Source organism: Bradyrhizobium sp. S69, from assembly GCF_009766005.1.
GTDB lineage: Bacteria > Pseudomonadota > Alphaproteobacteria > Rhizobiales > Xanthobacteraceae > Bradyrhizobium.
The window spans coordinates 151,443-165,684 of record NZ_LMUK01000051.1 but is presented as its reverse complement, the minus strand read 5'-3'; the positions used below and the strand labels follow the sequence as shown (position 1 = coordinate 165,684).

Genomic DNA, 14,242 nt, shown 5'->3' with positions numbered 1-14,242 from the left:
GTTCGCTCTCGAAGCGGAGATGACGATGCGGCTCATGAACATCAAGCCGAACAGGCAGGCGCGGTTCTATCTCGCCGCGCTCCCGTTCATATTGCTGGCGATCGCCTATCTCGTCGGTTCGGGCATGCGGCTTGCCGAAAATCCGAATGACAAATTGCTGCCTGCGCTGCCGACCATGGCGCAGGCGGTGAAACACATGGCCTTCGAGATCGATCCGCGCACCGGCACCGATTTGATGCTGTCGGATACGATCGCCAGTCTCGGCCGGCTGATCTCGGCGCTGGCGATCTCCACCTCGGCGGCGCTGCTGTTCGGCATCGTGATTGGCCTGCTGCCAGGCGCCAACGCCATGCTGTCTTCGTTCGTCGGGGTGATGTCGATGGTGCCGCCGCTGGCGTTGCTGCCGATCCTGTTCATCGTGATGGGGCTCGGTGAAAACTCCAAGATCGCGCTGATCGTGATCGGCACCTTGCCCTGCATGATCCGCGATCTCAGCATGAAGGTGCTGGAGTTGCCGCGTGAGCAACTGATCAAGGCGCAGACGCTGGGCGCCTCGACCTGGCAGGTGGCGTTGCGCGTGGTGCTGCCGCAGATAGCGCCGCGCCTGATCGATGCGCTGCGGCTGCAAATCGGCCCGGCCTGGCTGTTCGTCATCGCCGCCGAAGCGATCGCCTCCGATTCGGGGCTCGGCTATCGCATCTTCCTGGTGCGGCGCTATCTCGCGATGGACGTGATCATTCCGTACGTGTTCTGGATCACGCTGCTCGCTTTCCTGATGGATGCCGCGCTCAATTTGCTTCAGCGCAAGATGTTCCCCTGGTTTGCCTCGGTGAGGGCAGGATGAGCGCTGTTCGTTTCGACAACGTCTGGAAGGAATATGGCGACCACATCGTGCTGGAGCGGATCACGCTCGACGTGGTGTCGCGCGCCTTCATCGTGCTGGTCGGTCCGTCCGGCTGTGGTAAAACCACCTTCCTGCGCATGCTGCTGGGCGAGGAAGCCCCGACGCGCGGGCAAATCCTGATCGATGGCGTGCCACTCAAGCCCGAGCCGGATGCGGATCGCGGCGTGGTTTTTCAGCGCTATTCGGTTTTCCCGCATCTGACCGTCCTGCAGAACGTGGTGCTGGGGCGCGAGCTGCAGCTCGCGAAATTCGTCAGCCGGCTATTCGGTGCGGCCAGGCGCGCGGCGGTGGACGAGGCGATGGCGCTGCTCGCCGAGGTCGGTCTCGCCGGACATGAGGCTAAATATCCGGCGTCGCTGTCAGGCGGCATGCAGCAGCGCCTTGCACTGGCGCAGGCCGTGATGCGCGGTCCGAAAATCCTGCTGCTCGATGAGCCATTCGGCGCGCTCGATCCCGGCATCCGGGCCGACATTCACGTGCTGATGAAGCGGCTGTGGAATGAAACGGACCTGACGGTCGTCATGGTCACACATGATTTGAGCGAGGCGTTCCGGCTGGCGACCCGCGTCATTGCGTTCGAGCGCAACCGCGACCGGCCCGAGGAACGCGAGCGCTATGGCGCGACCATTTCGCGCGACCTCGAAGTCTTTCCACGCCGCGCCGCCGAGGTGCGGAATTTGTCGACGAAACGCTCCGGCCGGGACGACCCAGCCGAAAAGGGAGCATGAGCCGGGACGACCCGGCGCGCTTGTCTGAGAAAGGACAAACCATGATCCTCACCGAACAACAGCAGGCCGAGATCGCCGCCCACCGGCGGCGTTATGAAGATTTGAAGGCGGCAGGCCAGGGAGAGGCGCCGCGCGCGCTGCCGCCGCCGACGCCGCGCGACGGCGCGCCGATCGCGGACGCCGCGATCGTTCATCGCGAGACCATTCCCGGCGGCTGGTACTGGACCACGCGCCTCAACCGCGGCGAAGCGTTGCGGCTGGTCAACACCTCAGGCGCATCCAGCGTCAGTCTGCTGGCGTGGAGTGCTGCCGATCCCAGCGAGCGGCTCAACCACGCCGATACGATCAAGGTGCAATGGGCTGCGAGCCTGCGCAAAGGCCGCGTCATCCTGTCCGATATGGGCCGCGTGCTGTTCAGCATCGTCGAGGACACCTGCGCTGCCCACGATACCCTCGCGGGTGGCTCCAGTGTGGCCACCAATGCGGCTCGCTACGGCGCTTCTGAGGCGCGCAACAGCCGCGATAATTTCATTCTTGCCGCCGGCAAGCTCGGGCTTGGCCGCCGCGACGTCGCGCCGTGCATCAGCTTCTTCGCGCCTGTCAGTGTTGATACCGACGGACGCTTTCAATGGGAGGCGAACCGCCGCCACGCCGGAGACTTCGTCGATCTGCGTGCCGAGATCGATCTGCTGGTGGCGCTGTCGAACTGCCCGCATCCGCTCGATCCGGCGCCGATGTATGCGCCGGATGCCGTGGAGGCGGTCCGCTATCGGGCAAAACCTGGCGGCGTCGATGACCTGTGCCGAACCGCCTGCGCGGAGGCGATCCGCGCCTTCGAGAACAACGCATTGCTGGCCGGCCACGGCATAGAGGGGTGAGCGTCATGACCATGAATCCCCTTCCGGCTTCGGTCCGAATCGTGCTCGACACCGAGATTGCCGCCCGCGCTCCCTGGTCCGCCATTATTCGTAAAGAGCAGACTCTGCGCATCATCGACAGCCACGGCCAACAAGCGGTGGATACGCTGTTTTATTGCGCCTCCGATCCGCAGGAGCGCTATAGCGGCCAGGACACGTTGCGGGCACAGGGCTCGGCCTATGTCGGCACCGGCACCCGCATCATGTCCAATGAGGGGCGTACGATGCTGCGTGTGGTCGCCGACAGCTGCGGCCTGCACGACACCTCGGCGGGGGCGTGTTCGTGCGAAAGCAACACCGTTCGCTTCGGCCATGGCACCCGATATCTTCACGCCTGTCGCGAGAATTTTCTGATCGAGGCTGCCAAGCACGGCCTGTCGAAGCGCGATATCGTTCCCAATCTGAACTTCTTCATGAACGTGCCGATCGATCCGTCCGGCAATTTCACCGTGGTCGATGGTGTCTCGAAGCCCGGCGACCACATCGACATGGTCGCGGAGATGGACGTGCTCTGCCTGATATCCAACTGCCCGCAGATCAACAATCCCTGCAACGGCTTCTTTCCGACGCCGATCCGCGTGATGATCTTCGAAGCGCAAGAGGGCTGAGGCGATGTTCCAGAAAGTCCTGATTGCCAACCGCGGCGAAATCGCCGGGCGGATCGGCAGAACCTTGCGCCGGATGGGGATCGCTTCCGTTGCGGTTTATTCCGATGCCGATCGTTTCACACGCTCGGTGCTCGATGCCGACGAGGCGGTACGTGTCGGCCCTGCCGCCGCGGTGGAGAGTTATCTCAATGTCGAGGCGATCATTGCGGCGTGCCTGCAGACCGGCGCCCAGGCGGTGCATCCAGGTTACGGGTTCCTCTCGGAAAACCGCAGGTTTGCCGAAGCGCTGGCCGGGCATGGGATCGCTTTCATCGGGCCGCGTCCGGAACATCTCGATGCGTTCGGACTGAAGCATAGGGCACGCGAGATCGCCGAGGGCTGCGGCGTGCCGCTGCTGCCGGGGTCCGGCCTATTGGAGACGATGGACGAGGCGATCGCGGAAGCGATGCGGATCGGTTTTCCGCTGATGCTGAAGAGCACCGCCGGTGGCGGCGGCATCGGCATGCAGCTTTGTCGGGACGAGCAAGCGCTGCGTGAACGTTTCGAGACGGTGCAACGCACCGCGCAAGCGAGCTTTGGCGATGCGCGGGTCTATCTCGAGCGCTTCGTTGCGGAGGCCCGACACATCGAGGTGCAGATTTTCGGCAACGGCAACGGTGGCGTGGTGGCGCTCGGCGAGCGCGATTGCTCGCTCCAGCGCCGTAACCAGAAGGTGGTCGAGGAAACGCCGGCGCCGGGGCTCAGCGCCGGGATGCGGGCGCGGCTGCATCAAGCCGCGGTGGCGCTCGGCAACAGTGTCGCCTACGAATCCGCCGGCACCGTTGAGTTCATCTATGACGTCGAGCGGCAAGACTTCTATTTCCTTGAAGTCAATACGCGGCTGCAGGTCGAGCATCCGGTGACGGAGGCGGTGTTCGGCATCGATCTCGTCGAGTGGATGGTGCGGCAGGCGGCCGGCGAGAACGTGCTGGAAGGCCTGGGCGTACTGACGCCGAAGGGCGCCGCGATCGAGGCGCGGATCTATGCGGAGAATCCGGGTGCGGGCTTTCGGCCGAGCGCCGGGCGACTGACTCGCGTCGATTTCCCCAAGGACGTGCGCGTCGATGGCTGGATCGAGACCGGTGTCGAGGTGACGCCGTTCTACGACCCGATGCTGGCCAAGGTGATCGTGGCCGGCGATACCCGCGCCGATGCGATTGCGAAGCTGATGCGGGCTCTCGATGCCACGACGATTGCAGGGATCGAGACCAATCTCGAATATCTCCGCGCCATTGCTCGATCGGAAGTCTTTCACAGCGGTCGCGTCGCCACCAATGTTCTGGCGGCACTATCTTTCGCGCCACGCACGATCGATGTGCTGATGCCCGGTGCGCAGTCAGGCTTGCAGGAATTGCCGGGGCGGCTGCATCTCTGGCACGTCGGGGTACCACCGAGTGGCCCAATGGACGAACGCTCGTTTCGTCTTGCCAACACCATCGTTGGCAATCCCGAAACGACGGTGGCACTGGAATTGACCGCCAACGGCCCAACCTTGCGATTCAACGTGGACGCCGTGATCGGTCTGGTCGGAGCGCGGATGACCGCCAAGCTCGATGACGTCGTCGTCGACAACAATGTGCCCATTGCGATACGCGCCGGTCAGGTGCTCGCGATCGGCAGGATCGCAGGTCCGGGGCAGCGCTGCTATCTCGCCATCCGCGGTGGCTTCGATGCGCCGGAAGTGTTGGGCTCCCGCGCGGTGTTCACGCTGGGCTCCTTTGGCGGACATGCCACCGGCGCGCTGAAGGTCGGCGAGGTCCTGCATATCGGCAATTTGGCCGGCGACCGACCAATGCCGCGGGCGCTTGCTGCCGGGGAATGTCCCAGGCTGGAGCGGGAGTGGAAGATCGGCGTCATCTATGGTCCGCACGGGTCACCGGACTTCTTCCTGGATGAGGATATCGAGACCTTCTTCACCTCGGATTATGAGGTGCACTTCAACAGCGCGCGAACCGGGGTGCGGCTGATCGGGCCGAAACCGAAATGGGCGCGCGCCGATGGCGGCGAAGCCGGGCTGCATCCCTCGAACATCCATGACAACGCCTATGCAATAGGGGCGATCGACTTCACCGGCGACATGCCGATCATTCTCGGGCCCGATGGTCCTAGTCTCGGGGGCTTCGTGTGTCCCGCCGTGGTGGCGCGCGACGAACTCTGGAAGATCGGCCAGCTCAAGCCCGGCGACAAGGTTCGCTTCGCGCCGGTGTTTCGCGACGATGATCCCGTGGTGGGACCCATGGTCACGCGCGCGGGCGCGCCGCTCGGATCGGCGATCGTCGGCCGCAGCGATGACGGTCCGGTGCCGGTGGTTTACCGTCGGGCAGGTGACGACAACCTGTTGGTCGAATACGGGCCGATGGAGCTCGATATCGGGCTGCGGCTCCGGGTCCACGTGCTGGCGCAAGCGGTCGCGCAGGCGAAGTTGCGGGGGCTGATCGATCTGACGCCCGGAATCCGTTCGCTGCAGCTTCACTATGACAGCACAATGCTGTCGCGCCGCCGCCTGCTCGACATGTTGCGCGAACTGGAGCGTGGTCTGCCGGCGGTCGATGCGATGAAAGTGCCGAGCCGCATCGTCCATCTGCCGCTGTCGTGGAATGACCCGCAGATCGTGCTGGCGATGCAGAAATATCAGGAACTGGTACGGCCCGACGCGCCCTGGTGTCCGTCGAATATCGAGTTCATCCGGCGCATCAACGGGCTCGCCAGCGAGGACGAGGTCAAGCGGATCGTGTTCGATGCCGACTATCTCGTGATGGGACTGGGCGATGTCTATCTCGGCGCACCGGTCGCGACCCCGCTCGATCCGCGTCATCGGCTGGTAACGACCAAGTACAATCCCGCCCGTACCTGGACGCCGGAAAATGCGGTCGGCATCGGCGGCGCCTATATGTGTATCTACGGCATGGAAGGCCCGGGCGGTTATCAGCTGTTCGGCCGCACCATCCAGATGTGGAACACCTGGCGCAGTACGCCGGAGTTCGCGCCGGGTCATCCATGGCTATTGCGGTTCTTCGATCGGATACGCTTTTTCCCGGTCGGCGCCGAAGAACTGATGGAAGCGCGCACGGCATTTCCGCACGGCGGCTATCCGGTCAAGATCGAGCCCGGTGAGTTTTCCTACGCCGACTACGCCGAGGGCTTGCGCCGCGATCGTGACTCGATCGTGGCCTTCAAGCGGGGGCAGCAGGCGGCCTTCGATGCCGAACGCCGGCGCTGGGCGGAGCTACGCATCGACGAGGTACCGGACGACGCCACCGCGAGTGCGGCACTCGTCGAAGACATTCCCGATGGTTATTCCGGCGTATTTTCGGAAGTGCCAGGAAATGTCTGGAAAATTTTCGGCGATGTGGGCGCGGAAGTGGCAGCGGGCGACGTCGTGGCGATCATCGAATCGATGAAAATGGAAATCCGCGTGTTGGCTCCCGTTGCCGGCCGTCTATCGTCGGTACGTGTCAAGCCGGGGCAGACATTGCGCGCGGGCGACGTCATCGCCCTGATCAAGCAGGGTTAGCTGGTTTCGAATGGCGTACTAAAATGACACAGCAATTTCAATTACATATGAGCTCACAGTTTTATTCTGAATAGCGCGCCATTTTTGCTGCTGCTTCGGATAAAGTTGCGGACAATGCACCCTTGCCGGTGCAAGCCGACACTGCGGGGCTCGGTCCAACCGGCAACGTCTCCATCTCCATTCCATGCGGTCGTGAGAGCGCCTCGATCATGATGCTTGCGCCGGTTCTCACCCCACATGGCTCGCTGGTCCTGCGGCAGGCCGAGGAAGCGTTTGCGGCCCAGCCCGATGTTCGGCTGGAGCAAGCGTTCTCACGCGGACCCGGGCATGGATTGTTGTACCTCGGCGCCGACCAAGTCGGGACGGCTCTGCCTCCGGTGCTGTCGTACTGGCGGGAGTTCGCGGTTCACTACGTCACCGCGCTCTGCGCGCTGCCTGATGTCGCGGAGGGCGGCACCAAGCCGCCGGTCCCGGTTCCTTTAGACGGCGAGCTGGACAGGATGGCCGCGGCGGTCCCGCCGATGACCGGCGCGGAATATCTGACGACGGTGGTGCTGGCCGAGCTTTGGCGCGGTATCGACGCAGCCTTCGATGCGGAGCTGGCGGCTGCGAGGCTCCCGGTGCAGGCGTTCCTTCAGGGCCGCCATCCGGCCTGGAATCTGGTCGGGCGCGTGCACTTCAACCTTGCCGAGAACAGGAAGGATGAGGCCGCGCCGTTCGCATTCCTGGCCACCTATACCACGCGGCTTTCGGCCCAGGCCAAAGCCCTGCATGTGCCGCTCGGCAGAGCCTTGCAGGAATATGCCGGCGCGAAGAATCGTGAGCGGCTGCTGTCGCTGCTGCTGCCGGTCCAGCGCGCCGCCGAGGGTTGCGCCTGGTTGAAGGCCATGGTCGACGCCGGCGAGATCTTTCATCCGTTGCGCTGGAGCCCGCAACACGCGCTGCAATTCCTCAACGACGTGCCCGCGCTCGAGGGCGCCGGCATCGCCGTGCGCATGCCGGCTAACTGGCCGATGAACCGCCCCGCGCGTCCGAAAGTACAGGCAACCGTCGGGAAAAATGCACCGTCGAAACTGGGAATGGATGCGCTGCTCGACTTCCAGATGGATGTGACGCTCGACGGGGAGAAACTTTCGGCGGCTGAGATCAAGCGGCTTCTGGCCCATTCGGACGGGTTGGCCCTGATCCGCGGCAAGTGGGTCCAGGTCGACCATGAACGTCTGCGCCGCACACTCGATAAGTTTGAAGCGATCGAGCAGCGTGCCGCCGCCGACGGTTTGTCGTTCGGCGAGGCGATGCGCATGCTGGCCGGGGCGGCCATAGCCGGCACGGGTCCCGGAGAGCAGGCGGATATCGACTGGAGCCAGACCGTGGCCGGTCCCTGGCTGGCGGAAACGTTGGCTGCGCTGCGTCGCCCCGATGGACTCGCACGGATCGATCCCGGCCGATTGCTTCAGGCCCAATTGCGGCCTTATCAGCTGGCGGGCGTGCAATGGCTTTATTTGCTCACCCAGCTCAGGCTTGGGGCCTGCCTTGCCGACGACATGGGGCTCGGCAAGACCATCCAAATCTTGTCGTTGCTGCTGGTGTTGAAGAGCCATGCGGCACACGAGCGGAAGCCATGCCTGCTGGTAGCTCCGGCCTCGCTGCTCGCCAACTGGGTGTCCGAGATCGCCCGATTTGCGCCCGGCCTCAAAACGGCCGTGGCCCATCCCTCGGCCGCGCCGGCGGAGATGCTGGGCGCGGACGAGAGCCATCTGGCGGATGTGGATTTGGTCATCACCAGCTACGGTTTTCTGGCGCGTTCGCCCCGGCTCGGCACCGCGTCGTGGCGATTGGTGGTGCTTGACGAAGCCCAGGCCATCAAGAATCCCGCCGCCAAACAGACCAAAACGGTCAAGCAACTTCGCGCCGATACCCGTATCGCACTGACCGGCACGCCGATCGAGAACCGGCTCAGCGACCTGTGGTCGATCTTCGACTTCATCAATCCCGGGCTGCTGGGATCGCTGAAGCAGTTTTCATCTTTTGTCAAAGGTCTCGCCGATCGACCGCGCAACCCCTATGAACCGCTACGCGAGTTGGTGCGTCCCTACATCCTGCGCCGCCTGAAAACAGACAAGAGCGTCATTGCCGACTTGCCCGACAAGACCGAAGTGAAAGCCTTCTGTTCCCTGAGCCGCAAGCAGGCCGCGCTCTACCAGCAAGCGGTTCAGGAACTGGCGCGCCAGCTGGAAGACGCCGATGGAATGCAGCGAAAGGGCCTGGTCCTCGCGCTTCTGATGCGGCTGAAGCAGATCTGCAATCATCCCTCGCAGTGGCTCGGCGACGGCGCATGGGCGGAGGAAGACAGCGGCAAGTTCGCGCGTCTGCGTGACATCCTGGAGGTGATCGCGGCCCGGCAGGAGAAAGTTCTGATCTTCACCCAGTTCAGGGAAACAACGGCACCGCTGGCCGCGTTCGCAGGCTCCCTGTTCGGGCGGGCCGGGCTTGTCCTGCACGGCGAGACCGAGATCAAGAAGCGCAAGGACCTGGTGCGCCAGTTCCAGGAAGACGAGAACATTCCGTTCTTCGTGCTCTCTCTCAAGGCCGGCGGCGCCGGGCTCAATTTGACCGCGGCCTCGCATGTCGTGCATTTCGACCGCTGGTGGAACCCGGCGGTGGAAAATCAGGCTACCGACAGAGCGTTTCGAATCGGGCAGAATAAGAATGTGCTGGTGCACAAATTCGTTTGCCGCGGCACCGTGGAGGACAAGATCGATCAGCTGATCGAGTCGAAGCAGCAACTTGCTGGAGATTTGCTGGGCGGCGGGTCTGAAATGGTGTTGACCGAGATGAAGGATGAAGACCTGCTGAAGCTCGTGGCTCTCGACTTGAGCGCCGCGACGAAGGAGGGTTGAGGGATGAGCTATTATGATGATGAGTGGCCCGCCTATGTGCCGGTGGCCGAGAGACTGCGGCAGGCGGCGCGCGAACTGAGGAAGCTCAAGAAGCGAGGGCAATCCGCCGCTCCGGTGACGATCGAGGGCCGCACGATTGCAAAGAGTTTCTGGGGCAAGTCCTGGTGCACCAACCTCGAGCGCTATAGCGACTTCGAGAGCCGGATGCCGCGCGGCCGGACCTATGTTCGCAACGGCTCAGTGGTTGACCTGCAAATCGCCAAGGGCGAGGTCGCGGCGATGGTCGCGGGTTCTTTGCTCTACAAGATCAAGATCACCGTTGCGCCCGTCACGGCTGCGCGCTGGAAGGCCATCTGTCGGGATTGCGCAGGAGAGATCAACTCGGTGGTCGAGCTTCTTCAAGGTCGCCTGGCCAAAGGCGTGATGGACCGGGTCTGTCAACAGGGCGACGGGCTGTTTCCATCACCTAAGGAAATCAAGCTGTCTTGCGACTGTCCCGACTCGGCCAAGATGTGCAAGCACGTCGCGGCGGCGCTCTATGGCGTTGGCGCGAGGCTCGACGAACGGCCGCAACTTCTTTTCAAGCTGCGCGGCGTCGACGAAAACGAATTGCTCGCCCATGCCGGGCAGGATCTTGCGCTGACGAAAGCGCCGCCCGGCGCGGCGAACATCCTCGATAACAGCGACGTCGCCGCGCTGTTCGGGCTGGACATGGCCGAGGCCACTGTTCCCGAGGCCGCTGTTCCCGATGCTGCCGTTCCCGCCGTCCCGAAACAGCGTCTGCGCTCGGGCACGTCGCGCGCAACGGGCACGCCGGGAGAAAGCAAGATCCCGGTTGTGAAGAAGACTGCATTCAAAAAGAAGAATAGCCGGCCCCTCGCAGGGCCGACCCGGTCGAAGAGCAAGAAGGCGACTCGATCTGGCGCGGCGAAAAAAGAGTCGCGACCGATTGGTGCAGCACAACTCAACGCCCGGCCCGAAACCCAGCCTCGGTCGAGGCAAGAATCATAGAGTCGTTTCAACAGTGTAAGAGTTCGCAATTTTGTTCTGAATAGCGGACCATCCAGCCTCTAACTCATTACTTTAGACGCCGATAAGAAAAACCAGCGGCTCGCCTTCGGTTAGCGTGACGTGCCTGACGGGCTGCCTGAACCAATGGTGGCGGAAGGCGTGGTGCTTGTGTTGACGTCGGTGCCGCCGGTATTGCTTCGGCTGCCGGAGTTCATCTCGGTATTCGTTCGCGCGCCCGAGCCGATTCCGCTGGTGGACATTCCCGCGCCATTCCCGTCGTAACCGGTAGCGCTGTTGCCCATGCCACCGGAGTCCACCGAACCGCCGGTGTTGGAGCCGGCCGAGCCCGCCGCGCTGCTACCGCTTTGCGCAAATGCGAAAGAGCTGGAAACAGCGAACGCCGCGGCCAGAACGATTGGTGAGAGTTTCATCGGCTTTCCCTTTGGCGAGTTTGATCTTACCAATGGGGCGCGTCTCAATTCGTTCCAAACCTTCTCGTTCTAAGCCTTCCGGCACGTAAATTCCCATCGTTACTTCGGCACGGCGGTGAACACCGCCTTCCGGATACCGGCGTCGGCGTCCTTGGCGGGCTTTTCCGATCGCACCGTCGCGCCGGCCGCCGTCATGGTTCGCAAGATATAGATGCCGCCGGCCTTGCGCGGCACCGCGAGGGTGTAGATCGTGGCCTGAGCCTCCTTCTCCTGGCAGGTGGTGAACACGCGGATCAGTTGTTCCTTGCCGTCGTCGGGGATGGAGCCCGAGAAGAACATTCCCTTGCAGCCTTTGGCTTCGCTGCCGATCACCATCGACCTGATATTGTCGAGGTCCTTGGGCGCCGCCGCCGCCATGATGTTGATGGTGCCCATCACGTCGGGCGCAGCCCAGACGGCGTCGGCTTTCAACTCCGGAAACTCGTCTGGCGTTGCCATCCGGAAACCGCTGATGCCGGCTTGTGACAACAGATTGGCGGCGATCACGGTCGCCTCCGCCCTCAGTTCGGGGCTGTGTGGGGCCGGCGCCGCGGCCGCGGTTGGCGTGGAAGCCGTCACCGCGATTGGGTTGATCTGCTGCGTGACGCAGTCGAGCAGCGCGGGCAGCAGTTTTGCGGTGTCGGTCAGGTCGAAGGCAAAGACCTGGTTGGCGGCGGCAATGCGAAGCTGATTGCCGCGGCTGAATTCCTTGAAGCGCGCGCCGTCGTCGCCGAATCCGATCAGGGCCTGGTTGGCGGATACGGCTTTCGCGGTTGTCGCCCGCGCCTCACCGCCGTCGACGACATAGGCCAGATCGATGTTGGCGCCCGGTGTCAGCTTCCAGGCCGGATTGGCAAACGCGACGCCCCATTTGTATTGCCGGTTGATGATCAGCGTGACGATGACGCCGCTTTTGTAACTGGCCGAACCGGCGCAGTGGCTGAACTTGTTGCGCAGGCCATCGTCGGAATAGGCACCGCTGTCCCACGAGCCGACCTTGAAATGCTTCAACTGCGCCGCTTGCCCTGACGGCAAGGCGGTTAGGCCGATCAAGGCCGCAAGCGCAAACAGAAGTGCAAATCCCCGGTACATGCCCGTCCCCCCCATTTCCCGAGACATGATTCCGCAATTCAACCAAAGCGGCAACCCCTCAGGTTATGCACCTTCGGGCGATAAGGCCGCATGGGCGCATGACGAGGTCAGTGATCCCGAGTTCACCACGAGCTTCATCGGGCTGACGCAGTGGCGAGTTTCGTGGTCAACGGCGCGGCGCCGTCGCACGATCTCGCGCTGCTCAGCGGGGCGCCGAATGGCGGCTCGCCAACGGCGTCTCGCTGATGGCGAAGTTCGATGGCGAACTTTCCGATCGTAAACCGGCACCGGACGGATCCGCTACACCTGGTGAGGGCGATGGCGATAGGCTCGTCCGGCTAGAGGCGCCTGCAAATGACTATTCGGACGGCCCGCGCCCATTCACTGGCGCGGCTCCATCGTCGGTCCATTCAGGCGGCATGCCGACACGTTGCGCAACCATCCCGGTTACGCCGGGACCACGCCCGAACGCTTCGCAAGCGGCATATTTAGCCTTTCCGCCGAACGACGCGCTAATCTTTTGCAGCGACGGCGCGCTCGGCATCGCCCCGAATGGGCTGCTGCCTGTCACCAGCAACTGGCTGAAGTCGTTGCCGAACGCCGTAGCAAGATCGTAGGCATCGCCGGCCGATGAGACCCTGGGCGAACTCGTGAATGAATCAGCGCCACGCGCCCATATCATGGAGGCCGGTGGTTTGCCTTCTCTGCTCTGCGTCTCCGCTTCGACCGTCAGGCTGCCCAGTCCGATCGGGATACGGGGAACCAGCGCCCGTATTCCTAAAACGGCCGGGGCAATGCCCGCTACCTGAGACGCGCCCGCGGCTATTTCATCTGTGGTTGCGGCATGGGTCACCACCGCATGAACCGTCAGATCCGCAGACGTATCGCTCGCCACAATCTGAAACCGCTCACTCAGGCCAATGCACAATGCGCGGTCGACTGTATTGGCGACGAGTTTGCGCTGGTTGTCCGAGAGCGCAGGCGACGCTGTCGGCAAAAACGCAGTGGGCATGATCCGTATGGTCTTCGCCGCGAGGACCTTGTCCTTGTTCACGTGAACGCGTGATTTGGTGAGCATGCCGTCCGATGTCGACAAGTCATCGTAGGATGAAAGCGAACTTCCTGATGTCATCGGGGCGGTGGCGCATCCCGACAACAAGAACACTGCTACAACGGGAATTGTCGGGGACAGAACGCGCAACCGAAAGGCCTTTTTGAAAGTATTCCAATTGGAATACATTGAGGGCATTTGAAATGTTTGTCAAGCGGAATACATTTCCGGTTTAGTGAGCAGGAGCGACAGAATGGAGCAGGCAAGCCCTCGCCGGCGACCCACCGCAGGCGGCTATGCCCGTGGCGACGAGGTTCGGCGGAGAATTATCGAGGCGGCTCTTCGGGTATTCGGGGAGAACGGATACGAACGCGCCTCCACCCGCCAAATCGCCACCGAGGCCGGCGTCAATCCGCCAGCGCTGCAATACTATTTCGACGGAAAAGACGGACTTCACCAAGCCTGTGGCCAGTACATTGCGGACCACATCTCCCAGAGGCTGGAAGCAGCCTATGCCGTCGCGGCTGCCGTCAAGCCGGATGACGCCGCGGCGGCAGTGGACGCTCTATGCAATATCATCGACACCCTCGCGGATCTCCTTCTCGGCTCAGCGCAGGGGGAAGGTTGGTCACGGTTCATCGCGCAGAGCCAAACAGGGGTTTCTTCACAGCCCGCCGCGCAGCGTCAAACAGAAGAAAGCAGTCCCGGCAATAGTGCCTTCCGGCAGAGCATGAACGCCAAGATCCAATCGGAGTGCACCCGTCTTGTCTCGATCGCGACCGGCCGTGCGGCCGACGATGTGCGAACGAAGCTGCAGACCATCGCTATTATCGGCCAGTTCGCCGCGTTTCATCTCCGGCGTGACAGCTCCCTGGCTCTACTTGGGTGGCCGGATTTCTATGGCGAGCGGCTGCAGATGCTCAAAGAGATCCTGCGTTCGCAGACCCACGCCATCTTGAAGCATCGGTTGGCCTCTGACGAAGCCGTTTGATTCTCGCACTCGGAACG

At 62.9% G+C, this 14,242-nt stretch carries 11 protein-coding genes; 8 read left to right on the top strand and 3 right to left on the bottom strand.

The features are described from left to right. The first annotated feature begins 25 nt into the window (after positions 1-25). The 7 genes from GSQ88_RS29665 (at position 26) to GSQ88_RS29635 (ending at position 10,621) form a co-directional block, all read left to right on the top strand. On the top strand, positions 26-844 hold the full coding sequence (locus GSQ88_RS29665; RefSeq protein ID WP_159011339.1) for an ABC transporter permease: 819 nt from the start codon (positions 26-28) through the stop codon (positions 842-844). Then, a complete protein-coding gene (locus tag GSQ88_RS29660) occupies positions 841-1,632 on the top strand; it encodes an ABC transporter ATP-binding protein (protein WP_159011338.1) in 792 nt (263 codons plus the stop codon). The genes GSQ88_RS29665 and GSQ88_RS29660 overlap by 4 nt, the downstream gene beginning before the upstream one ends. 41 nt (positions 1,633-1,673) lie before the next feature. Then, a complete protein-coding gene (locus tag GSQ88_RS29655) occupies positions 1,674-2,510 on the top strand; it encodes an urea amidolyase associated protein UAAP1 (protein WP_159011337.1) in 837 nt (278 codons plus the stop codon). Between the two features lie 11 nt (positions 2,511-2,521). After that, positions 2,522-3,157 carry an urea amidolyase associated protein UAAP2 gene (locus GSQ88_RS29650; RefSeq protein ID WP_159011485.1) on the top strand — a complete coding sequence of 212 codons (636 nt, stop codon included), beginning with the start codon at positions 2,522-2,524 and terminating at the stop codon, positions 3,155-3,157. A gap of 4 nt (positions 3,158-3,161) precedes the next feature. Continuing rightward, positions 3,162-6,710: an urea carboxylase gene (gene uca, locus GSQ88_RS29645; protein WP_159011336.1), complete on the top strand. Its 3,549-nt coding sequence runs from the start codon at positions 3,162-3,164 to the stop codon at positions 6,708-6,710. 128 nt (positions 6,711-6,838) lie between these two features. Beyond that, positions 6,839-9,610 (top strand): DEAD/DEAH box helicase, encoded by a 2,772-nt coding sequence (locus GSQ88_RS29640; RefSeq protein WP_246785115.1) that lies wholly within the window; start codon positions 6,839-6,841, stop codon positions 9,608-9,610. Positions 9,611-9,613: 3 nt separating this feature from the next. Beyond that, positions 9,614-10,621, top strand: coding sequence for an SWIM zinc finger family protein (locus tag GSQ88_RS29635; RefSeq protein WP_159011335.1), 1,008 nt, complete (start codon positions 9,614-9,616; stop codon positions 10,619-10,621). A gap of 110 nt (positions 10,622-10,731) precedes the next feature. Here GSQ88_RS29635 and GSQ88_RS29630 read toward each other — a convergent pair whose 3' ends face one another. From GSQ88_RS29630 to GSQ88_RS29620, 3 genes are all read right to left on the bottom strand, one after another. After that, complete coding sequence (locus GSQ88_RS29630; RefSeq protein WP_159011334.1) at positions 10,732-11,052, bottom strand: hypothetical protein; 321 nt, start codon at positions 11,050-11,052, stop codon at positions 10,732-10,734. 99 nt (positions 11,053-11,151) lie between these two features. Continuing rightward, complete coding sequence (locus GSQ88_RS29625; RefSeq protein ID WP_159011333.1) at positions 11,152-12,183, bottom strand: hypothetical protein; 1,032 nt, start codon at positions 12,181-12,183, stop codon at positions 11,152-11,154. 358 nt (positions 12,184-12,541) lie between these two features. After that, positions 12,542-13,315 (bottom strand): DUF3313 domain-containing protein, encoded by a 774-nt coding sequence (locus tag GSQ88_RS29620; RefSeq protein WP_246785099.1) that lies wholly within the window; start codon positions 13,313-13,315, stop codon positions 12,542-12,544. 172 nt (positions 13,316-13,487) lie between these two features. Here GSQ88_RS29620 and GSQ88_RS29615 point away from each other — a divergent pair, with 172 nt between their 5' ends. Beyond that, a complete protein-coding gene (locus GSQ88_RS29615) occupies positions 13,488-14,225 on the top strand; it encodes a CerR family C-terminal domain-containing protein (protein ID WP_159011331.1) in 738 nt (245 codons plus the stop codon). Positions 14,226-14,242 lie beyond the last annotated feature (17 nt).

What these genes read in the sequence shown, in the direction of transcription:
- GSQ88_RS29655 (WP_159011337.1), top strand. Translation starts at nt 1,674, where the DNA reads ATGATCCTCACCGAACAACAGCAGGCCGAGATCGCCGCCCACCGGCGG.
- GSQ88_RS29635 (WP_159011335.1), top strand. Translation starts at nt 9,614, where the DNA reads ATGAGCTATTATGATGATGAGTGGCCCGCCTATGTGCCGGTGGCCGAG.
- GSQ88_RS29620 (WP_246785099.1), bottom strand. Translation starts at nt 13,315, where the DNA reads ATGACATCAGGAAGTTCGCTTTCATCCTACGATGACTTGTCGACATCG.
- uca (WP_159011336.1), top strand. Translation starts at nt 3,162, where the DNA reads ATGTTCCAGAAAGTCCTGATTGCCAACCGCGGCGAAATCGCCGGGCGG.
- GSQ88_RS29650 (WP_159011485.1), top strand. Translation starts at nt 2,522, where the DNA reads ATGAATCCCCTTCCGGCTTCGGTCCGAATCGTGCTCGACACCGAGATT.
- GSQ88_RS29660 (WP_159011338.1), top strand. Translation starts at nt 841, where the DNA reads ATGAGCGCTGTTCGTTTCGACAACGTCTGGAAGGAATATGGCGACCAC.
- GSQ88_RS29630 (WP_159011334.1), bottom strand. Translation starts at nt 11,052, where the DNA reads ATGAAACTCTCACCAATCGTTCTGGCCGCGGCGTTCGCTGTTTCCAGC.
- GSQ88_RS29615 (WP_159011331.1), top strand. Translation starts at nt 13,488, where the DNA reads ATGGAGCAGGCAAGCCCTCGCCGGCGACCCACCGCAGGCGGCTATGCC.
- GSQ88_RS29665 (WP_159011339.1), top strand. Translation starts at nt 26, where the DNA reads ATGCGGCTCATGAACATCAAGCCGAACAGGCAGGCGCGGTTCTATCTC.
- GSQ88_RS29625 (WP_159011333.1), bottom strand. Translation starts at nt 12,183, where the DNA reads ATGTACCGGGGATTTGCACTTCTGTTTGCGCTTGCGGCCTTGATCGGC.